Below are 21408 nucleotides of genomic sequence, written 5' to 3'. Positions count from 1 at the left end.
GCTGACTGTACTAAATAAAAAAGCCAGCAATCTAAATTACCGGCTTTTTATACAATTAATGAGCTTACTTCCTTCTAGCGTTGATAGCCTGGTATCAACTTGGTGCGAAACTTAGAAGAAGCCCATTGGTTTGGTTGAATAACTCACCAGCAAGTTTTTGGTTTGTTGGTAGTGATCTAGCATCATCTTATGGTTTTCACGGCCAATACCAGACTTTTTGTAACCACCAAATGCAGCATGCGCAGGGTAGATGTTATAGCAGTTTGTCCAGACACGACCCGCCTCAATAGCGCGACCAGCACGGTAAGAAATATGGGCTGAACGTGACCAAACGCCAGCACCTAGACCATACATGGTGTCATTGGCAATTTTGATTGCATCGTCAAAGTCTTTAAATGTTGTCACAGCAAGTACAGGTCCAAAAATTTCTTCTTGGAAGACTTGCATGCTGTTGTGGCCTTTAAAGATAGTCGGATCAACATAGAAACCGTCACCTACTTCTTTACGGCCACTACCACCTAGTAAGAGTTCTGCGCCTTCTTCACGGCCCGTATTAATACAACGTAAGATTTTCTCTTGTTGTTGCAAAGATGCTTGAGCACCAATCATGGTTTCAGTATCGAGAGGATGACCAGTTTTAATACGTTTTACACGTTCAACGGCCAACTCTAAAAATTGATCAGCAATGCTTTCTTGTACTAAAGCACGAGAAGGGCAAGTACATACTTCACCTTGGTTTAAGGCGAACATGGCAAAACCTTCAAGTGTTTTTTCTAAGAAGTCATCTTGTTTATCCATGATGTCTTCAAAGAAAAGGTTCGGTGACTTGCCACCAAGCTCTAACGTAACTGGAATAATATTTTCGGTCGCATATTGCATGACCATTTGCCCAGTTTGTGTTGAACCGGTAAACGCGATTTTGGCAATACGTGGGCTTGTCGCTAATGGGCGGCCAACTTCTGCACCGAAACCATTCACAATATTGAGTACGCCCGGCGGTAAGATATCTTGGATAAGTTCGGCAACTAACAAAATACCTACCGGAGTTTGCTCAGCTGGTTTAATCACCACACAGTTACCAGCCGCCAAAGCAGGAGCGAGCTTCCATGCAGCCATTAAAATCGGGAAGTTCCATGGAATAATTTGACCAACCACACCTAGCGGTTCATGGAAATGGTAGGCAATGGTATCTTCATCAATTTCAGAGATGCCGCCTTCTTGAGCACGAATACATCCTGCGAAATAACGGAAATGGTCGATTGCAAGTGGAAGGTCGGCTGCCAAAGTTTCACGAACTGCTTTACCGTTATCCCAAGTTTCTGCAACCGCAAGCATTTCAAGATTTGCTTCTAAACGATCAGCAATTTTTAAAAGTATATTAGAACGTGTAGTCGGTGAAGATTTATTCCATGAAGCTTTTGCTTTGTGTGCTGCATCTAAAGCAAGTTCAATATCTTCAGCACTAGAGCGTGGAATGCGTGTGAAAGCTTTTCCATCCACTGGCGATACATTATCAAAATATTCACCCTTTAGAGGTGCAACCCATTCACCGCCAATAAAATTTTCATATTGTGATTTAAATTGAACTTTTGAGCCTGGTTGATTTGGATCGATATAGCGCATATAAATATTCCTTTGCTTTTTTAGGACTAAAGACTAACAAGAACCCTGTCAGTAAGTACTTTCGTACTTTGTATAATTAGGATATAAAGAAGAAGGTTGGAGAAAGGTTGGAATAGAAATGTGAATATATAAGGAATTTACAAATGTTCACAAAAAAGGATTTATTGCAGCAACGGATGTTGATTGATCAACTGCGCACGCAAAATAGTCTCTCTCCTCAGAACGCTGCCAAACTCGGCCAAAGTATTGCAAGCTCGTGGGAACGATCAGCTTCTGCTGCGATTCCTAAAGAAAGATTTGCAGCACCTCTACTTGAAAAAAAATCTGCTTCACAAAATGCTTTAGATCTGGCACTAAGCCAGTGTGCTGATGACTTACGTCATATTGCAGAGCAGTCTTCAATGGTGATTGCTGTGGGTGATATCGGCAGTACCATTATCTGGACAGCCTCAAGTGCTCAAATGCAGAGTGCTGCTGAACGTGTACATTTTGTACAAGGTGGTCAATGGCGTGAAGAATTTGTAGGTACGAATGCATTAGCGTTATCTTTAAAAACTCAACAATCAAGTTGTGTTTTTTCCAATGAACATTATATGGAGTCGATTCACGATTGGGTTTGTTATGCAGCACCCATTATCGATCCATACTCAAAGCAAACCTTGGGCGTGGTAGATTTATCAACCACGTGGAAAAACCATAATACCTTGGGCATTTTGGCCGCTGAACGTTGTGCTTCCATTATTCAATCTGCTTTGTTAGAACAACAGCGCCAGCACTTACACATCCGCGCATTTTCGACACCACAAGTCAAATTTAATGGCAAAAGTTTATTATTAACACCGCGGCAAATTGAAATTTTAACCATATTGGCACTATGTCCACATGGTTTAACCTTAGAGCATCTCTATCAGGCTCTTTATGGTGAGCGTAAAGTCAGCATGGGTACACTTAAAGCTGAAATGTCTCAACTGCGAGATATTTTAGGAGGTTTGCTTGGTTCACGCCCATATCGGCTACTTGTGCATGTTGAAGCCGATTTCTTACAAGCTGAACAAGCACTCGATGCAGGATATGCGGCTTCTGCTTTACAGCTTTATACCGGTGTTTTTCTGGCAAAAACCGAAAGTCCGTTTCTGTGTGCATGGCGCGACTGCCTTGAGTCACGCTTGAGCGATGCAATTTTTAAAACCCAAGAAACGGATTTATTACTCAAACATTTAGCTCATTTTCCCGAAGCAATCGATGCGGTAGAACGTCTTATGGAGTTATTACCGAGTGAACATCCTGCGCATCAACTGCTGGTGAAATATATTGACTCACCTAAGCTAAGTTAAGTGATTTTTTGATCCAGCCACTGGAATAGTTGTTGATAGACTTGATTCCGCACTGGCTGGGCCGAAAGGACTAAATCGTGTAAGCCATTGTGAATAGAGACAACCGAAACATCGCCCTTTATTTTTTTACCGAATTTCGCAATGTCTTTAACATCTAAAATAACATCACTTTGGGTTGCATCTGGTCCCCATTTACGTGGGTTTTTAGTTTGGTGCGAATGCATAATCAGTGCAGGGACGTTTAGCTTAACGCCGTGGTGAATTTCTTTTTGTGCTGTATGAATCGCATGTAGAAAGCTAAGTTGAACTGTAGGGGCAGAGGTCGGTTTCCAATCCAGGTTGAAGTCCCATTCACCTTTAAGTTGTTTGTGAAGGCTGGTGGTGTACCATTTGTTAAGTTTGCTTGGAAATTTAACTTTAGGCAGATATTTTCCTACTCGACTGAGCATTGGAATACCAAATTTCTTTTCAACTAAACTTAAATTGAAGTCGTAAAACGGACTATTCGCCCATAGGGCTTTAATAAGTGGATGATCTGGATGATGAGTAGCATAAAGCGTTGCTGTCAAACCGCCAGTCGAATGACCTGCAAGTAATACTTGTGTATGTTTTTCTTGGCCAATGATCTCTAATGCTTGAGTAATTTCGGCATCATATTCATTTAAATCAAGCACATTATAGAAAATTTGATGAGGCAACTTTGAGCGGCCATATTTTCTTAAATCGAGTGCATAGAAGTCATAGCCATGCGCATTGAATTGCTCGGCCATTTCAGTTTGAAAGAAATAATCTAAAAAACCATGAATATAAAGTACGGCTTTTTGAGTTGGCTGAGTGGTCTTTTTACGAACTAAGGTGGCTATAACTTTACCTTCATAATCATCTGGAAAGTTGAGTGTTAGCTGTTCGTAGCCGGCACCTAAAATATCTGGGGCATAATTGTGTTTAGCTGTAGATGTATTCATTTTTATCGAGCTATTGTCATTAAGTCATGTTGAGTATCCTTCAATGAAATGGGCAAATTGTCAATCAGGTTTAGAGAAGGTTGGAGTATAGGTTTTAAAAAAAAGGGAATACCGCTGGAGCTAAGTATTCCCAAAAAGTAAGTCAACGGTCGGAGGGATTTGACTTACTACAGGAACATGCCGTTACATCAGTATTAAAGAGCGGCTTTGAAAATCTCCACAACTTGTGCATGGTTTGCTTTGCGAGGGTTGGTCAGCATACATGCGTCTTTTTGAGCGTTATCGGCCATCACCGCGAGGTCTTCGGTTTTTACGCCAAGTTCTGTTAAGCCAGATGGGATACCAATTGAAGAAGACAGTTTACGGATGGCATCAATTGCAGCATATGCAGCTTCTGTTACGGTGAGACCTTGCGTATTTACACCCATTAATTCTGCGATTTTTGCATAACGATCTGGACAAGCAATTAAGTTAAATTCACAAACATGCGGTAGCAAGATTGCGTTACATACACCGTGAGGTAGGTTGTAGAAACCGCCCAACTGGTGTGCCATTGCATGGACATAACCTAAAGATGCATTGTTAAATGCCATACCAGCCAAGTATTGTGCATAGCTCATAGCATCACGCGCTTCGATGTTTTCGCCATTTGCGACAGCGGGTTGTAACCATTGACTAATCATGGTGATTGCTTTTTCAGCACACGCATCGGTAATTGGGTTTGCCGCCGTAGATACATATGCTTCAACTGCATGTGTTAGTGCATCCATACCTGTTGCAGCCGTTAAACCCGCTGGTTTTGCAATCATGAGTTTCGGATCATCGATCGCAATAAGTGGAGTACAACGCCAGTCCACAATCGCCATTTTTACATGAGTGTCTGTATTGGTAATAATACAAAAGCGAGTCATTTCAGATGCAGTACCAGCCGTTGTATTCACTGCAATCAATGGTGTCATTGGTACTTTACTTTTATCGATGCCTTCGTAGTCACGAATATGACCACCACCTGCAGTCACTAAGCCAATTCCTTTTGCACAGTCATGAGATGAACCACCGCCTAGCGAGACAATAAAGTCACAGCCATTGTCGTTATAGGCATTCACACCGTTGTGAACATTAATATCGGTTGGGTTAGGTTCCGCGCCCGGGAAAATATGGCTCGCTACGCCTGCTTCGGTTAAATAGCTTGCGATAAGATCTGCAACGCCAAATTTAAATAGCCCTTCATCGGTCACAATTAATGCTTTTTTTGCGCCGAGATTTTGTGCTTTTGTACCAATTTCTTTGGCACATCCTGGACCAAAGAGTGATACGCAAGGAATATAAAAACCGTTTGTTTGATCTGCAATATTTTTAAAAGCCATGGAGTGATTCCTTTTTCCATAAATCCATTGTTTGTTATTACAGGTGAGCCTCACCATGGGCTTAGTATTGTGATGTGTAGATTATTTTCCTACCTACCAAAAACCTACCAAATATTACTTAAGTTTTAATTGTTGATTTTTAATGACTTTATATAAAATTTGGCGCATTCATTTAATTTTTTCGGGAAAATCGTTAAGCTATGGGCTGTTGAAGATGTACATATGAGATTATGAAACAGGAAACTGCACTTAAACTGCTCAAAGCAGGTGAAAATGTTTTTTTAACCGGTTCGGCTGGTGCAGGGAAAACCTATACACTCAATCAGTACATTCAATATCTAAAAGCACGTAAAGTGCCTGTAGCGATTACAGCATCGACAGGTATTGCTGCAACGCATATGAACGGTATGACCATTCATACGTGGGCGGGCATCGGCATTAAAGATCAGTTAACTGACGACGATCTAAAACGTATGAAAGAGCGTAAATATCTCAAGGAACACCTTGAAAATGCGCAAGTTCTCGTCATTGATGAAATCTCGATGCTACATGCGAAGCAGCTCAATCTGGTCAATCAGGTTTTAAAATATTTTAAAGAAAGTGATGAAGCATTCGGTGGCATTCAAGTGATTGTGGCTGGAGATTTCTTCCAGTTGCCGCCTGTAGGCCGTAATGGTGAAGCCAACCGTGATAAGTTCTGCTTTATGTCAGATGCATGGGTCGAAGCTAAATTCCGCGTATGTTATTTAACAGAACAGCACCGTCAAGACGATGAAATTCTGAATCAGATATTAAATGCGATTCGTGCGCAAAGTATTCAAACCGAGCATTTGCAAGCTTTGCATCAATCCCGTACTCATGACATTGGCGAAACCTTTACTCGTCTTTATACGCATAACATGGATGTCGACAATATCAATTATCAGCACTTAAATGAAATTGATAATGAAGGGCATCAATTCAACGCTGTTTTAGATGGTAATGAAAAATTACTAGAAACCTTAAAATCTTCAGTTCGTGCACCAGAAGAACTTACTTTGAAAAAGCATGCCAAAGTCATGTTTGTAAAAAACAACTTTGATATGGGTTATATCAACGGAAGTTTAGGTGAGGTGATCGGTTTTGAAGAAGATGACGAAAACGGGTTATTGCCAAAGGTAAAATTAACCGATGGTACAACTTTGCTGGTAGCGCCTGAAACATGGTCAATTGAAAATGAAGCAGGAAAAGTCATTGCAAGTTTTCAGCAAATTCCACTTCGTTTGGCATGGGCGATTACCATTCATAAAAGCCAAGGTATGACTTTGGAAGCTGCTGAAATTAACCTGATGCATACCTTTGAAAAAGGGCAAGGTTATGTTGCGCTCTCACGTTTGAAATCTTTAACAGGATTAAAATTATTAGGATTTAATGAACAAGCTTTAGAGTTAGATAGTCTTGCTGTAAAAGCTGATCGCCGTTTTCAGGAATTATCGGCTGAAGCCGAAGATAATTTCGCTAATGTCGATTTAACTGCCCAGCACAAAGCCTTTATCCGTCATTGTGGCGGCACCTTAAATGAAAAAGAGATTTCTCGTAATGAGAAGAAACTCGCAAACGGTGGTAAGCAAAATTATGCTACGGCAACGCTAGACGAGACACGTGTCTTGTTTGAAGAAGGTTACGAAATTGAAGATATCGCGCATGAACGTGGTCTAACACCAGCAACTATTATTAATCACTTGGCTCGACTGCATAAAGAGCAAAAACTAGATATTTCGGTTGCTCACCCAGGTGAAGAAGTGGTCGAAGAAGTGCGTAAAATTTATAAGAAGTTGAAAAAGCGTCAAAATCCGGATCATTTTTCTGATGATGGTTCGATCAAACTAAGACCAATTGTTGAAGCAACTAGCCCTCGAATGGGATATGATCAAGTTCGATTAGCTTTATTATTTATTGAATAAAGTTTAATGGGCTTAATGACTTATTATATAAATTGAGGTGGCTATGCCGCACGTTGTAGTTGATTATTCAGATAACTTAACTGGACTAAATGCAAAACAATTACTTGAAGAAATTAATACCACACTGATTGAAACAGAGTTGTTTAGTCCAGAAGACATCAAAAGCCGTGCACGTAAAGATGAAGTTTTTCTGATTGGCTTAGGGGTTGATCAAGCCTATATCCATGTAAAAGCCTATATTTTGTCGGGAAGAACTGCTGAACAAAAACAGCTTGTGGGTGAGCAGTTATTAGCGGCGCTCAGCAACAAAAAATATCTACCACAAGAGTTTAATAAAGAAATTCAATTGTGTGTTGAGCTTATCGACATGCCAAGAGACGATTATTTTAAGCAAGTTGTATAATTTTAAAAAACGCAATTTCGATCAAGAATAGCGATGAGCACTATGTAAAAGTAGTGCTATCGAATGAACAGACATGAATGTATGGCTGTATATACACAAAAGCTGCAACTGGTTTGCGATTATATTCAAAGACATCTAGATGAAGACCTAGATGTTGATCGATTGAGCCAGATCGCAGCTTTATCTAAGTTCCATTTTCATCGCATTTTTGCCATTCATATTGGTTTAAATGTGATGAAGTTTATTCAACTTTCTCGTTTAAAGCGGGCCTCTTTTCAATTGGCTTTTGAACCTGATCTCAAGATTATTGAGATTGCATTACAAGCAGGGTTTGATAGTCCAGAGGCATTTACTCGTGCATTTAAGCGTTCATTTGATCAAACTCCTCGAGCTTTTAGAGATAAACCGGACTGGGAATCTTGGCATCAGAAGTTTGTTTTTACAATTCCGAAAAGTGAGTTAAAAATGAATGTAAATATTGTTGAGCGACCTGCTGAAAAGATTGCATATTTATCGCATTTAGGAAGCCCTGATAAAGTCTTTGAAACGGCTGCACGTTTTATTGCTTGGCGCAAAGAAACAGGTTTGTCACCAGTGACCAAGTCTAGAACTTATGGTATTCCTTTTGCTGATCCTGAACAGACTCCATCTGATGAGTTTCGATTTGATATTGCCGGTTCAATTGAAAAGGCTGTACCTGAAAATACTTACGGTGTACAGACAGGTGAAATTCCTGCGGGGCGTTATGCAACCGTAAGACATTTGGGTAGCCATGATCAGATTAAAGATAGCGTCTATTACATCTTTAGAAACTGGTTACCTGAGCAACCAGAAGAGGCAGGGGATTATCCGGTTTTCTTTCACTATCATAACTTTGTGCATGATGTGAATGAATGTGACCTTGTGACAGATATCTACTTACTTTTAAAGTGAGTCTAGTGTCATTCAGGCATAACTTAGGTTATGCCTGTTTATTTAAAAGTTTGATATCTGCATATTGCTCAATCAGATTGTCATCTAGCATATGGATATAATCCATAAATATGCTACTAAAACTACCCATCGTTTGTGCTTGATTTGCAGCAAGTTTACCTGCAATTGCAAAGTGAATATGAGCTGAAAGAGCTGCAATAGTTGGTGTCGTCACAGCGCTATAGGCTGCAATTAATGCACCCAAAGCGCAGCCAGTTGCAGTAAGTTTTGGCTGTAATGGACTTCCACCATTTACTTGAATCACAGCATCTATTTCTTTAGACAAAATGTAATCTGATTCACCTGAAATAGCGATACAGCTCGCATGCGTTAAGAGTGAAAAAGCTTGTTGATAAGCTTGGTCACTGCTTAAAGTGCTGTCTACACCTTTTGATTGAACCTGATTGCCTGCAAGCGTGCTAATTTCTGAGGCATTACCACGTATAACGTTTGGCTTAAACTGCAAAAGCTCGTCTGTCATTTGACTGCGCCAAGCTAAAATTGGTCCGTAGCCCACTGGATCAAGTACCCACGGTACTTCATTAAGCTGTGCGGTCTTAGCAGAGATTTGCATGGCTTGCATTTGCTCTGAAGTCGGTGTACCCAAATTAATGCTTAAAGCCGATGAAATTTTGGTAAAGCTTTCTGCTTCATAAGGATTATCAATCATGGCAGGTGAAGCACCGGAAGCGAGTAACACATTGGCTGTATAGTTGGCAGCAACGCTGTTGGTAATACATTGCACAAGAGGCGTTTTTGCCTGCATGTTTTGCCAAGCTTCAATCACCTGTTCAATGAGGTTGGATGTCGAAGTCATCTGATAATCCTTATTAAGCCAGAGATAAGAAATTTAACGAGTAAAATAGTGATCTTGATGTTTACAGTTTTGGCAAATCAACGACACATAATCTGCTGCATCATAGTCAACACTTAGATCATTTGAACCACAGTACATACAACGTTTAACCGAGTAAAAGTTTAACCGAGGTTCGATTTTTCGCCATGCTTTCCATACAGGTTGTACAAAAATCTGTTCGTCATAACCTAAAAAGCGGTTAAACAATATGTGGCTCATTTTACTGTAAGGAATATTGTAAGGGCGTGGCAACATTGAAGTTTCCCACTTTTCAGCCAAAGCCCGTTCCCGATATTGCTCTAAAGTTTTCTTTAATAAATTGGTGTTAATAAACTTTTCATTTCGTGGCTGTAGCGCCTTTTGTTTATAAAGGTATTCAAGTGCAGTCTGAATAAGATAATAAATTTGTCCAATTGCCAATGAGTCCATTAAACGGTAGCAAAAAGTTTGAAAATTAGAGCTTCCTGCAATTTGGATACCCCAAGTTCGGCAGTAGAACTGAGTGAACTGAATAATTTCTTGGTAGAGCACCTGAAACAGCACGTCTTTCACTTCATCGGCACTACGAAATGGAATACCAAGACTTAGGTTTTCATAGAACCAGTGGCGTAGTTGCTGAGCTACACTAAATAAACTTGGGTCGCTATAACCATCTAGACGAATATTTAAATAAAAGCACTGTGGTTCATCGGTTTGATCTTGTGCATTTAAAATCCCATCTTTATGAAGCTGTTTAATCAGATGGCTTTGGAACATCCAGTTGGGGGTAATCGGCTGATATTTTATCTGGTCCCAGTGAATGTATTCGTCATGAGCAATATCGTCTCGTGCGTAGTCATCAAGTAGGCTTAGTAAAAAAAGTTTATGTAAAAAACTCAGTTGTTCCAGACTGCGTTGTGACTGATCTTTTGACTTAAACTGGCGTTGTTCTTGTAGGCGGGTTTGCTGTAAAAGTTTCTTTCTTTGTTTTGTGCATTGGTCACAGTGGCACGTCATTTTTGTGTCTTTAAATACACGATGTTGGCAATGGCTACATTCATGAAATTGAACGTCTTGCTCAAATTGTTCGGCATCTACCCAATACATCGACGCTTGGCAGAGAGGGCAATGGCTACTTTCATCTAGCTGTTTTTGTAGAATTTGTAAGGCCATTTTGCTCCGAGCGTTTAAATCAATCACGACTGATCTATTATACACAGCCGCATTGCCGATAGCTGAGATTGTCTTTTTGTTTGGTGCAAAAATAGAAAACCTAAAGTCTTTGCTTTGACTTTAGGTTTTCATAAGCGGTTAAAAGTTAAGATTAAACAGGGCACGGCAAGGTCTCTTCATTTTGTCCAAGTTTTTTGGCATTGATAAGTGCCTGCACTTTTTTACTTGGTAATTTCACTTTACCTAAGGCGTCATAAGTATTAACGATAGTAGTTACCTCCTGAGCAGTCATTGAAATACCTTCGGCAGACAAGAACACGGCAATCACATGATGGTCGAGTCCTGCTGCATCTAGATCATGAATCGCTTTAATGTTTTCTAATCGATGTAAATAAGCTTTTAATTCCATAGTGAGTTCCTCTTGTTCTGATTGAAATACTTATACTGGTATATTGGATAAGGCAAGAACCATGCCCAAAATGTAAGCAGCTCCTCAAAAATGTTAAAAGCGAAAGGAGTTTTATTTTTATTGTATAGATTGATTATATAAGCAGCGATTATCGTAATTTTGGTCTAATCTGTGCTAATAAAAGACGATTCTAATTTGAAATGTATAAATGAAGTCCCATTAATTTTATAAAGGTAAACAAACACAGTATGTATGAATGTGTATGATCAAATTCATAAAATTCGTACTACGGTTTCCGAAAAGTATATAAGGAATAAAGATGAATATTGCGGCGCAGCCTCCAGTTCAGGCAGATCAAACAGTTTATTTAAAAGATTATCAAAAACCTGCGTTCTTGGTTGAATCAATTAATCTTGATATTCAAGTCTATGACGATAAAACAATTGTTGATTCAACATTGGTCATGAAGCGTCAAACTGCTGGAGACTTGGTGCTATTGGGCCGTGATCTTGAGTTGCAATCTATTCAGCTCAATGGACAAGATCTTACTCCTGCACAATATTTACTCGATAGTGAACAACTGGTGATCACTGATGCACCAGATGAAGTCATTTTACAAACTCAAGTTATTATTCACCCTGAAACCAATACTCAGCTTGAAGGTTTATATAAAGCTGGTGACTTATTTGTAACGCAAAATGAGCCTGAAGGTTTCCGTAAAATTACCTTCTATCCAGACCGTCCAGACGTACTTTCAGTTTTTACGACACGTGTAGAAGCAGACAAAAAATATCCAGTATTACTTGCTAACGGTAACTTGCTTGAAACAGGTGAAGTTGGTGAAAACCGCCACTTTGCGATCTGGCAAGACCCGACTAAAAAGCCAAGTTATTTGTTTGCTTGTGTGATTGGTGATTTAGCTGTTCTTAAAGACCGATATACCACTTCAGAAGGACGTGATGTTGCTTTAGAAATCTATGCGATTGAGAAAGACATTCCAAAATGCCATATCGCGATGGAAGCATTAAAGCATTCTATGCGTTGGGATGAAGAACACTACGGTCGTGCTTATGATCTCGACAACTATATGATTGTGGCGGTGAGCCAGTTCAACATGGGTGCAATGGAAAATAAAGGTTTAAATATCTTTAATACCTCATGTGTACTTGCCGATGAAGAATATACAACTGACGCAGCGATTATGCGTGTACAGTCTGTGATTGCCCATGAATATTTCCATAACTGGACAGGGAACCGTATTACTTGCCGTGACTGGTTCCAGTTGTGCTTAAAAGAAGGTTTAACTGTATTCCGTGATCAATCTTTCTCGGAAGATCTGCAATCTGCTGCGGTTCAACGTATTGACGATGTCGCTGTACTTAAATCGCATCAATTCCCGGAAGATGCAGGTCCTTTGTCGCATCCACCACGCCCAGACCACTTTGTCGAAATTAATAACTTCTATACAGCGACTGTTTATGAAAAAGGTGCGGAAATTAACCGCATGATGTCGACATTACTGGGTAAAGAAAAATTCCGTCAGGGAACAGATGAATATTTCCGCCGTCATGATGGACAAGCCGTAACTGTAGAAGACTGGGTTGCAGCATTGTCAGCAGGTTCAGGTGTCGATTTATCTGCATTCTTAACTTGGTATAACCAACCAGGTACACCAAAGCTTGAAGCGAAAGGTGAATATGATGCAGCAGCACAAACTTACCGTTTAAGTTTTAAACAAAGCCTAAAAGCACATCCTAAATATCCAAACTTAAAAGCTGTTCCGATTCCTGTAGCGTTGGCGCTATTTAATGCTAAAACAGGTGAGCAATATACACTTCATAGCGACAGCCTATTTGTAAATGGTGTTAAAGATGGCGTGTATTTGTTTGACCAAGATGAAGCTACTATCGAGTTTACAGGTGTGACTGAGCAACCAGTTGCATCGCTATTACGTAACTTCTCTGCACCCGTAAATCTGATATTCGATTACAGTGATGAAGAATTAGCATTCTTGATTCAGCATGAAACAAATGGTTTTAACCAATGGCAAGCAACACAAACCTTGCTTGAACGTATTTTGTTAGAAGATCACTCAGCGGATACCTATATTCAAGCTATTCAAAGTACATTGCCTGATTTAGTTGGTCGTGATCCACTTTTAACATCCCGTTTATTTGATGTACCAACTGAAGGTTATTTGGGTAGTCGTATTGATCAAAACTATGCACCAGCCGATATTCATGTAAAACGTGAAGCCTTGCTGAATCGTTTAGCACAAGATTTGGGTTCATTCTGGAAAGATACATACCTTACACTGGACCCAGACTTGCAAAAAGAATTTTCTTTAGCGATGGGTGTACGTGCATTAAAGAACATTATGCTTATGATGATGGCGCGTCAGGGCGACCAAAGTGCATTTGAATTGGCTTACGAGCAATATCAAAGCACAGGCAATATGTCTGAACGTTTAGGTGCGCTACGTGTATTAGTTTGGCAAAATGCGCCTCAAGCACAAGAAGCCCTTGCTGATTTCTATAACCGCTTTAAAGATGAAGCATTGTCTTTAGACCAATGGTTTATGATTCAGGCAGCAAACCCAAATGCCACAGTTGAGACAATTGAGTACTTAACTCAACATCCTGATTATGACTTAACTACGCCAAACCGTATTCGCGCCGTGAGTGGTGGTTTGTCAAATAACCCTGAAAATACTTGGGGCTTTGGGGTAGGTCACTTTATTCATCTTGCAGAATATCTGGACGAGAAAAACCCAATTTTAGGTTCACGCTTATTACAAGTGTTATCTCGTTGGTATACGCTTGCAGAACCTCAGCGCACTCAAGTGCAACAGGCTTTACAAGCCTTGCAGCCTAAAGTGAAATCTAAAAATGTTTCTGAAACTTTAAATAGTATGTTGAGTATTTAATTATTTAAATATACTTAATAAAGGCCTCTTAAGAGGCCTTTATTTTTATATAAATTTCATAATAAAGAGTGTTCAATATTACCCATCATAAAAATTAGAATTATATACGCTCTATAATTTATTTTAGTTAAGGTGAGTTTTTAATGATTTATTTTAAATATATCTTTTAATGTGACAAAAAATAGAATAGTTAAATTTTAATCCTTATGGTTTTTATCTAAAAGACCTAAATTTTTGACATATTTATTTAAAATTTAGGAAATAAATTTTAATGGTAATTTATTAATTTTAAATAAATCAAATTCTTGTAATTTTGATTGTTAACTTTTGTTAATGTTTTGTTAGTTGGGGTAATGGTATTTTGTTAAATAGAAATAAAAATAAAAACATACTCATACATTTTAATTATTTTTATGTATGATGACTAAAATAGGATAAAAAATAAGCTTTAAAAGAGCAGTCAAATAAAAATGATTGTAAGGATAAGAGTTAATTTTTTTATATCTATTAATTCGACAATTTAGTTTAAAAGGTTTTAGACATGAAAAAGACTTTTTTTTATTTATCGGCAATTGCTGTAGGATTATTTTCTTTTAATGCAGCAAACGCCGCTACAGCAACGGGGACATTAACTGTTAAGGCGACAGTAACAAATAGTTGTGTTCTGAATACATCTGCAACAGGTACAACCACAAATGCTGTTTTGGACTTTGGTACTTTAAGCTCTCTCGCAACTAACGAAGATGCTGATACCACCACGACCGGAGGTACCTCAATTAAAGTCCTTTGTAACAATACTGTACCATGGACTCTAGCTTTCGATGGCGGCAAAAATGCTCAAACGACCCAACGTCGTATGATTGGTGGTGCAACAAGTAATGAATATATCCCTTATAACTTATATTCAGATACAGGACGTGCTACTGCAATTGGAATTGCTACAACCGCTTATAGTGGTACAGGGAGTGGTGCGGTACAAACAGTAAACGTATATGGTCGTATTCCTGCTGGCTCAGCGTTGCCAAGTGCGGGTAGCTATGTTGATACGGTGACAATAACGGTAACTTATTAATTTGTATAAATTAGAAAAACTGTTAGCCCTTTTGAAAGGGCTAATATATTAAAAGATATATATTTGAGTAAAACATGAAAAAAAATATTTTTATTATTATGGGATTATTCTTATCTTTATCTACCATTATTAACGCAGCTACAATCCGTCTTTCACCAGTAACAGTGGAAATTTTAAGCCATCAGAAAGCATCTTCAATTAGTTTATATAATCAGTCAAATGAAAGTGCTGATTTACAGGTACGTATATTTGAATGGACTCAAAATAATGGGCAAGATCAATTAACGCCTACAGATGAAATCAATATTAGTCCACCTTTTTTAAAGCTAAAGCCTAATGAGTCTTATAATTTACGGGTAGTTAGAATTAATCCAGAGCCGATTTCTGGTGAAAAAACTTATCGTATTATTATTGATGAATTACCCAAACCTGTTGATAGCCGAAAAGCTTCTCAAGGTGTAAATGTAATGCTTCGTTCGTCATTACCTGTATTTGTTGTCAATAAAGATGCGATTACTCAACTAAATTGGAAAATTGATACTCATCAAAAAGAACCTTCCCTAAATATTAATAATGTTGGGAATCGACATGCACTGTTAAATGATTTAACGCTTGTAGATAACACAGAGAATAAGAGTTATCCGATTAAGGTAAATACAGTGAATGGCTATATTCTTGCAAAGCAAGAAAAAAGTTATTCAATTAGTAATTTTACATATCAGCCAAATCATAAATATAGTATTTCTCTGACAGTAAATGGTAAGAAAACCACACTTTAAGAGGCTTATATGAAATATATTATAGGTGTCTTATGTGTTGCATACTTTCCAGCGCATTCATTTGCTGAACAATTAGTAGATCATACGAATACTTTGATTCCAAGTGTTCCTGAATCTATAGATGGCAATAATAAATATACACAGGAAAAGATAAATGGACAGGAGCAAAATCTTAATTTTATTCAGTTATTTTTAAATATTTCTATTAACTCTAATCCTTCAGAAGATTTGTTTTCCGTAAAACAATCTAAGGACGGAAAGTTATATATTCGTTCTGGCGACTTAAAAACGCTAAGAGTGAAAATGGATGAGCATATTCCAGATAGCCAATGGGTATGTATTAATGAACTTAAAGGAATCCAGTTTAAATATCTGGAAAATGAGCAGTCTCTGAACTTACAAGTTCCTTCGAGCATGTTAACTGGTTACTCAGTTGAGTTAAGTGGTCAGCAAACTACTAGTTCTGGTTTGCTAAAAATGAAACCCTTAAATGCTGCAATCCTGAATTATAGCCTGTACCACACCATAACCAATGATGAGAGTATTTTCTCAGGTTCAGCTGAAGGTATTTTTAATAGCGCACTCGGTAACTTTTCATCAGGCGTTTTATATAACGGTAGTAATGAAACGAGCTATAGCCATGAGAAGTGGGTACGTCTGGAAAGTAAATGGCAATATGTAGACCCTGAAAAAGTCAGGATATATACCCTAGGTGACTTTGTTTCCAACAGTTCTGACTGGGGCAGTAGTGTACGTCTTGCCGGTTTCCAGTGGTCGAGTGCCTATACCCAGCGTGGTGATATTGTTACCTCGGCGTTGCCGCAATTTTCCGGTTCGGCGGCACTGCCTTCAACACTGGACTTATACGTTAACCAGCAAAAGATTTATTCAGGACTTGTTCCGTCAGGTCCATTTGACATTAAGCAACTGCCGTTTATTTCCGGAAATGAAGTCACACTGGTAACCACCGATGCAACAGGTCAGCAAAGCATTACTAAAAAGCCTTACTACTTTTCATCGAAGATTCTGGCAAAAGGCATAAATGAGTTTTCAGTAGATGTTGGGGTTCCACGCTATAACTATGGGCTGTACTCAAACGATTATGATGATGCCACTTTTGCCTCTGGTGCAATTCGTTATGGTTATAGCAATTCACTGACCTTAAGTGGGGGTGCAGAGGCTTCTACAGATGGTCTTTCCAACGTGGGAACAGGTTTTGCCAAGAATTTGTTTGGTGTGGGTGTGATTAATGCTGACCTTGCAGCAAGCCAGTATAAGGATGAAAACGGCTATTCGGCTCTGGTTGGTTTAGAAGGGCGTATTAGCAAGAACATTTCATTTAACACCAGTTACCGCAAAGTATTTGATAACTACTTTGATCTGGCCCGTGTATCTCAAATTCGCTATTTAAAAGAAAACCAGATTACTTCTGAACCACAAAATTATTTGAGTTATAGCGCGCTGGCAGATGAGATTATTAGGGCAGGGATTAACTATAACTTTTATGCAGGCTATGGTGTTTATGTCGGTTATAACCAGATCAAGTACAGTGATAACTCGTATAAGTTACTGTCTGCTAACTTAAGCGGAAGTTTAAACAAGAACTGGGGTTTTTATAGTTCAGCTTATACAGATTATGAAAACCATAAGGACTATGGTATTTACTTTGCGCTGCGCTATACGCCGTCTACCAGAACTAATGCGATTACAAGCGTATCTAGCGATAGTGGCAGGCTGACTTACCGACAAGAAGTATTTGTTTTATCGGAACCAAAAATTAATTCATTTGGATGGGGTGGATATGTAGAGCGAGATCAGGATGCGCATACTAACAATGCATCGATCTATGGTTCGTACCGAGCAAGGGCTGCGTATCTGACAGGTCGTTATAACCGAATTGGAGATAATGACCAAGTTGCTCTTTCAGCGACAGGATCGTTGGTTGCGGCGGCAGGACGTATATTTGCGGCCAATGAAATAGGGGATGGTTATGCTGTTGTTACCAATGCCGGACCGCAAAGCCAGATTATAAATGGTGGGATAAATCTAGGAACAACTGACAAGTCCACAGGGGATCGGAGCAGCCGTTTGTCATCGTTTTGCAAAAGAAGGATTAAAAGTTTACGTTGCAGGACGAACTTTTCAGAAAATTGAAGCAGTGGCTGCTGAAATCCATGCAAATGCAGGTGAAGCTGTCGCATTTCGTTTAGATGCCGAAGATATACATCAAGTACAAGCCTTATTTGACACCATTACTAGTCAAAACGAGCGTATTACCGCTGTTATTCATAATGTTGGAGGGAATATACCTTCAATTTTTTTACGCAGCCCGCTGTCGTTTTTTAATGATATGTGGCAATCCACATTTTTATCAGCTTATTTGGTTTCTCAAAGCTGCCTAAAAATTTTTAAAGAACAAAATCACGGCACACTTATTTTTACTGGGGCGAGTGCTTCTTTACGTGGAAAACCGTTTTTCGCTGCTTTTACCATGGGTAAATCTGCCTTGCGAGCTTATGCATTAAATCTAGCTCAAATTTATAAAACACAAGGCATTCATATTGCTCATGTCATTATTGATGGAATGGTAAATGGTGACAGAATTAATAAAGCTTTATTTGGGCTAGGCCGTTTGGCGCGTCTTACACGTGGAACAGGCGGGCTTAATCTTGATGCAATAGCAGAGAACTATTGGATGCTCTACCTGCAAAGCCCTGAACTTTGGACACATGAGTTAGATTTACGCCCATACCAAGAAAAATTTTGAGAGACTTATATGCTAAAAACAATATTTCAGAAGTTTCAAAAAAAGCAGGGCTGTGTTGTGGTTGCCGGCCATGATATAGAACTACTTAATCATGACTTTGTAATTTTAGATAAAAACTATCAAGCTCCATTACATGTTTATCAAGTTGTGCATGATTCTACTGTTCAGAACATACAATTAAGTTACGTAAATGATGGCATGACGAGTGTGCGCTTAAACTTGGTAAAAACTAAGCATTTAAAAAGTCTGCTGAAATATATAACAGAGCATTGTCATACCATTGAGTTATGTGTGTTTCAGCCAAATTTTTCATCAGCGCCAAATATCGAAGCTTTATCTTTAGAAGAAATTGAACACAGTTGGCAGACCACAGGTTTAAGTGCAGTGAGCGTGTCACAGTCCGTACTGAAACCTATGTTAAAGCAGCAGCGGGGTACAGTTATTTTTCTTGGAGCGCCATCTCATCATTCGGCTCATCACGATGTATTAAGTCAAAGTATGTTTGCGAGTATTCGAGCGTTATCGCAGTCGTTGGCAAGAGAGTTTCAGCCCAAAGGTATACACGTGGCGTATTGCATGGTGGAAAAATGGGATGGACAAAACCCGCACTTTATTTCATCGGTTAAACAAGTGTGCCAGCACATCTATCACCAATCTGATTCTGCGTGGAGTCAAGAGCTCAGCGTATCGTGAGATTTTACTTTCGAGTGTTCTTAAAATAGAGTACTGCTTTGGAATGACAGCACAACAATAATTTCTACAGGTACTCAAATGTTAAATATTAAGTATGCTCAACAAACGGTTAAAGTGGCGACTGCAGTGGCAACTTTGATGTGCTTTTCTTCACTGGCACAAGCTTATCAATATGAGCAAACAGCACGTTTAATTAACGAACGTTTATCTTATATGAAAGATGTCGCAGGCTATAAAGCAGAGCAGCATTTACCGATTGAAGATTTAACACAAGAAAAGAAGGTACTCGACCAATCACTTTCTGAGGCCGACTCTTTTGGGCTTAACAGCGAAACAGTAAAGCCATTTATAGTAGCGCAAATGGATGTGGCTAAAGCAATTCAGTACCGATATAGAGCAGATTGGTTGTCGAGTCCTGAAACCAATTGGAAGCCTCAAGACTTAAGCGAAGTGCGTTTAAAAATTAGTTCTTTAAACACCGAACTTCTAAAAAATATTGCCTATGAACTTAAGAAAAATAATAACAAGGCGCCTCATGGCTGTAGCTATATGTGGCCAGTTCAGCACCCTCAACTTAAAGAAGCTGACAAGAAAGCTTTATGTGTAACATTAAATAAAATCAAATTAAAACAATGAAACACCCAAAGCTGTCCATATAAGTAAATCACTCAATTAACATTAAATCGGCAGTATTGGCAGATTTAAGTGGTCGTAAGGCAAAGGTTGAACGCGTATGCCGAATACCTTTGATCGAATACAGCTTTTTACGTAAAAACCGTTCGTAATGTTCGGCATCTTTTACGGCCACTTTTACCAAGTAATCATAATCACCCGTAACTAAATGCGCCTCGACTACTTCAGGAATGTCTGCCAAAGCCTCACTAAAGTTTTCTAACATTTCGTCATCGTGTCGTTCTAGCGTAATTTCAATAAAGAACAACTCGTGAATGCCAATCGCTTTTGGGTTTACGTTTACTGTATAGCCTTCAATAATTTTTAGACTTTCTAAACGTTTGAGTCGAGTCCAGCAGGGTGAAGATGAAAGCCCAACTTCTTCGGCGAGCTGCGCAACTGTTAAGCGTCCATTTCCACGAAGGGCAGATAATATTTTCCGATCTATGCGATCTAGTGTGTATTCTGTGCTGTTCAAAATATAAACCAAAGAAGATTCTTCTGTTAATTTTTAATATACGTGATTTTTATGCTGAGATCATTTAAAAAAACTGAAAATACAGTAAACATTTTGAGTGACACAGCCATACACTATTTCTATGCATCGAACTCTACTGGATAGGAGTTGTGATGAAGCAAAGAGCACTGTTTCAGTAAGGGTGACTAAACAGTGCTCTTTGCGGATCTTATAAAAAATTAAATATTAGAAATTTCTGATTCGAAAACTGCTTTTATAGTTGAAGAAAATTCACTAAAAGAAATTATCTTTATCTGCTGCTTAGTTTTATATTTGACAAATTTATTTAAACATTTGTTAGGTACTCTCATAAACTAAATCTATCGATTTAATGAAGTTAATTCTCATTTTTATTTTACAATTATTCTTATATGGTTTTATAATCTCATTCATAGAAAAAATATAAAGTATGTTATTTAAACCTACATCAAAATTTTAATTTAATCATTATAAGTGCATATAAAACTAATCCCATAATTTTAATAAGGTGATGAAATATTCAAAAGATAAGAGGATTTATCTAACTTTATTATTATTAATAGACACTTATACACAATTATTATTTAATACGTCCGCAACATTGCCACTAATACTTTTAATAATTTTATCGGGGAAATAATGCGTAATTTTTTAGTAACAGCTTTCACTTTATTGGTAGGGTCATCAGTTTATGCTGCTCAAGAGCCTAAAACTTATATACAGCGAACAACTTGCGAGAGAACAGTACAACTACATGGTTTTTTAAGCCGTGCTCAACTTGATTGTAATTATCACTATACTTCACAAGAATTAGTTCATGAATCTGAAAAATGTACCAAACATGAACTAGGTGAAAAGTATGGTAAAGAAGTGATGAGATTAGGTATGGACCAATTTGAAGCACGCAAACGTGAAGATATGAAAGGCCAATTATGTAGCACGGTTTTAAAAGAGTTTCCAAACTATATTAGAAAATAAA

At 38.5% G+C, this 21408-nt stretch carries 18 protein-coding genes and 1 pseudogene; 12 read left to right on the top strand and 7 right to left on the bottom strand.

Features of this window, described 5'->3' with window-relative positions:
• Window positions 1-111: 111 nt before the first annotated feature.
• Window positions 112-1623, bottom strand: coding sequence for an aldehyde dehydrogenase family protein (locus HMPREF0014_RS14235; protein WP_001269060.1), 1512 nt, complete (start codon window positions 1621-1623; stop codon window positions 112-114).
• Between the two features lie 143 nt (window positions 1624-1766).
• Between HMPREF0014_RS14235 and HMPREF0014_RS14230 the strand changes: the two genes are divergently transcribed.
• Complete coding sequence (locus HMPREF0014_RS14230; RefSeq protein ID WP_004886565.1) at window positions 1767-2957, top strand: helix-turn-helix domain-containing protein; 1191 nt, start codon at window positions 1767-1769, stop codon at window positions 2955-2957.
• On the opposite strand, the gene HMPREF0014_RS14225 is transcribed toward HMPREF0014_RS14230, so the two are convergent.
• Window positions 2954-3922, bottom strand: a complete 969-nt coding sequence (locus HMPREF0014_RS14225; RefSeq protein ID WP_006581219.1) for an alpha/beta hydrolase — start codon at window positions 3920-3922, stop codon at window positions 2954-2956. The two genes, HMPREF0014_RS14230 and HMPREF0014_RS14225, sit on opposite strands and share 4 nt — an antisense overlap.
• 194 nt (window positions 3923-4116) lie before the next feature.
• A complete protein-coding gene (locus HMPREF0014_RS14220) occupies window positions 4117-5289 on the bottom strand; it encodes an iron-containing alcohol dehydrogenase (protein ID WP_004886568.1) in 1173 nt (390 codons plus the stop codon).
• A 230-nt stretch (window positions 5290-5519) separates the two neighbouring features.
• Between HMPREF0014_RS14220 and HMPREF0014_RS14215 the strand changes: the two genes are divergently transcribed.
• The 3 genes from HMPREF0014_RS14215 to HMPREF0014_RS14205 all read left to right on the top strand — a co-directional run bounded on the left by HMPREF0014_RS14215 (window position 5520) and on the right by HMPREF0014_RS14205 (window position 8568).
• Window positions 5520-7232 carry an AAA family ATPase gene (locus HMPREF0014_RS14215; RefSeq protein ID WP_004886570.1) on the top strand — a complete coding sequence of 571 codons (1713 nt, stop codon included), beginning with the start codon at window positions 5520-5522 and terminating at the stop codon, window positions 7230-7232.
• 43 nt (window positions 7233-7275) lie between these two features.
• Window positions 7276-7635 carry a 5-carboxymethyl-2-hydroxymuconate Delta-isomerase gene (locus tag HMPREF0014_RS14210; protein WP_004886572.1) on the top strand — a complete coding sequence of 120 codons (360 nt, stop codon included), beginning with the start codon at window positions 7276-7278 and terminating at the stop codon, window positions 7633-7635.
• Window positions 7636-7716: 81 nt separating this feature from the next.
• Window positions 7717-8568: an AraC family transcriptional regulator gene (locus HMPREF0014_RS14205; protein ID WP_006581221.1), complete on the top strand. Its 852-nt coding sequence runs from the start codon at window positions 7717-7719 to the stop codon at window positions 8566-8568.
• A 28-nt stretch (window positions 8569-8596) separates the two neighbouring features.
• On the opposite strand, the gene thiM is transcribed toward HMPREF0014_RS14205, so the two are convergent.
• The 3 genes from thiM to HMPREF0014_RS14190 all read right to left on the bottom strand — a co-directional run bounded on the left by thiM (window position 8597) and on the right by HMPREF0014_RS14190 (window position 11024).
• Window positions 8597-9424 carry a hydroxyethylthiazole kinase gene (thiM, locus tag HMPREF0014_RS14200; RefSeq protein ID WP_004886574.1) on the bottom strand — a complete coding sequence of 276 codons (828 nt, stop codon included), beginning with the start codon at window positions 9422-9424 and terminating at the stop codon, window positions 8597-8599.
• A 33-nt stretch (window positions 9425-9457) separates the two neighbouring features.
• On the bottom strand, window positions 9458-10615 hold the full coding sequence (locus HMPREF0014_RS14195) for a hypothetical protein (protein ID WP_004886575.1): 1158 nt from the start codon (window positions 10613-10615) through the stop codon (window positions 9458-9460).
• Between the two features lie 151 nt (window positions 10616-10766).
• Window positions 10767-11024 carry a hypothetical protein gene (locus tag HMPREF0014_RS14190; protein WP_006581223.1) on the bottom strand — a complete coding sequence of 86 codons (258 nt, stop codon included), beginning with the start codon at window positions 11022-11024 and terminating at the stop codon, window positions 10767-10769.
• A 319-nt stretch (window positions 11025-11343) separates the two neighbouring features.
• Between HMPREF0014_RS14190 and pepN the strand changes: the two genes are divergently transcribed.
• The 7 genes and pseudogenes from pepN to HMPREF0014_RS14155 all read left to right on the top strand — a co-directional run bounded on the left by pepN (window position 11344) and on the right by HMPREF0014_RS14155 (window position 19897).
• Window positions 11344-13950, top strand: coding sequence for an aminopeptidase N (gene pepN, locus HMPREF0014_RS14185; RefSeq protein WP_004886577.1), 2607 nt, complete (start codon window positions 11344-11346; stop codon window positions 13948-13950).
• A gap of 541 nt (window positions 13951-14491) precedes the next feature.
• Window positions 14492-15022 carry a spore coat U domain-containing protein gene (locus HMPREF0014_RS14180; protein WP_004886579.1) on the top strand — a complete coding sequence of 177 codons (531 nt, stop codon included), beginning with the start codon at window positions 14492-14494 and terminating at the stop codon, window positions 15020-15022.
• A 74-nt stretch (window positions 15023-15096) separates the two neighbouring features.
• The gene (locus HMPREF0014_RS14175; protein ID WP_006581224.1) at window positions 15097-15801 is read left to right on the top strand and encodes a fimbria/pilus periplasmic chaperone; all 705 of its coding nucleotides are present in this window, start codon (window positions 15097-15099) and stop codon (window positions 15799-15801) included.
• Between the two features lie 9 nt (window positions 15802-15810).
• Window positions 15811-17868 (top strand): annotated as a pseudogene (locus HMPREF0014_RS14170) (fimbria/pilus outer membrane usher protein); the annotation flags it as partial.
• Window positions 17858-18568 (top strand): SDR family NAD(P)-dependent oxidoreductase, encoded by a 711-nt coding sequence (locus HMPREF0014_RS14165; RefSeq protein ID WP_050580033.1) that lies wholly within the window; start codon window positions 17858-17860, stop codon window positions 18566-18568. The pseudogene HMPREF0014_RS14170 and the gene HMPREF0014_RS14165, both read left to right, overlap by 11 nt.
• A 9-nt stretch (window positions 18569-18577) precedes the next feature.
• Complete coding sequence (locus HMPREF0014_RS14160; protein WP_004886593.1) at window positions 18578-19261, top strand: SDR family NAD(P)-dependent oxidoreductase; 684 nt, start codon at window positions 18578-18580, stop codon at window positions 19259-19261.
• Window positions 19262-19339: 78 nt separating this feature from the next.
• Entirely contained in the window at window positions 19340-19897 is a 558-nt protein-coding gene (locus HMPREF0014_RS14155) for a chorismate mutase (protein ID WP_004886594.1), read from the top strand.
• Window positions 19898-19925: 28 nt separating this feature from the next.
• Here the strand turns inward: HMPREF0014_RS14155 and HMPREF0014_RS14150 are convergent, their stop codons facing one another.
• Entirely contained in the window at window positions 19926-20411 is a 486-nt protein-coding gene (locus HMPREF0014_RS14150; RefSeq protein WP_031944247.1) for an Lrp/AsnC family transcriptional regulator, read from the bottom strand.
• 657 nt (window positions 20412-21068) lie between these two features.
• Here HMPREF0014_RS14150 and HMPREF0014_RS14145 point away from each other — a divergent pair.
• The gene (locus HMPREF0014_RS14145) at window positions 21069-21407 is read left to right on the top strand and encodes a hypothetical protein (protein ID WP_004886597.1); all 339 of its coding nucleotides are present in this window, start codon (window positions 21069-21071) and stop codon (window positions 21405-21407) included.
• Window position 21408 lies beyond the last annotated feature (1 nt).

This window comes from Acinetobacter sp. RUH 2624 (assembly GCF_000162375.2).
GTDB classification, from domain to species: domain Bacteria; phylum Pseudomonadota; class Gammaproteobacteria; order Pseudomonadales; family Moraxellaceae; genus Acinetobacter; species Acinetobacter nosocomialis.
The sequence above is the reverse complement of the archived record's forward strand: the minus strand, read 5'-3'. Positions and strand labels throughout refer to the sequence as shown.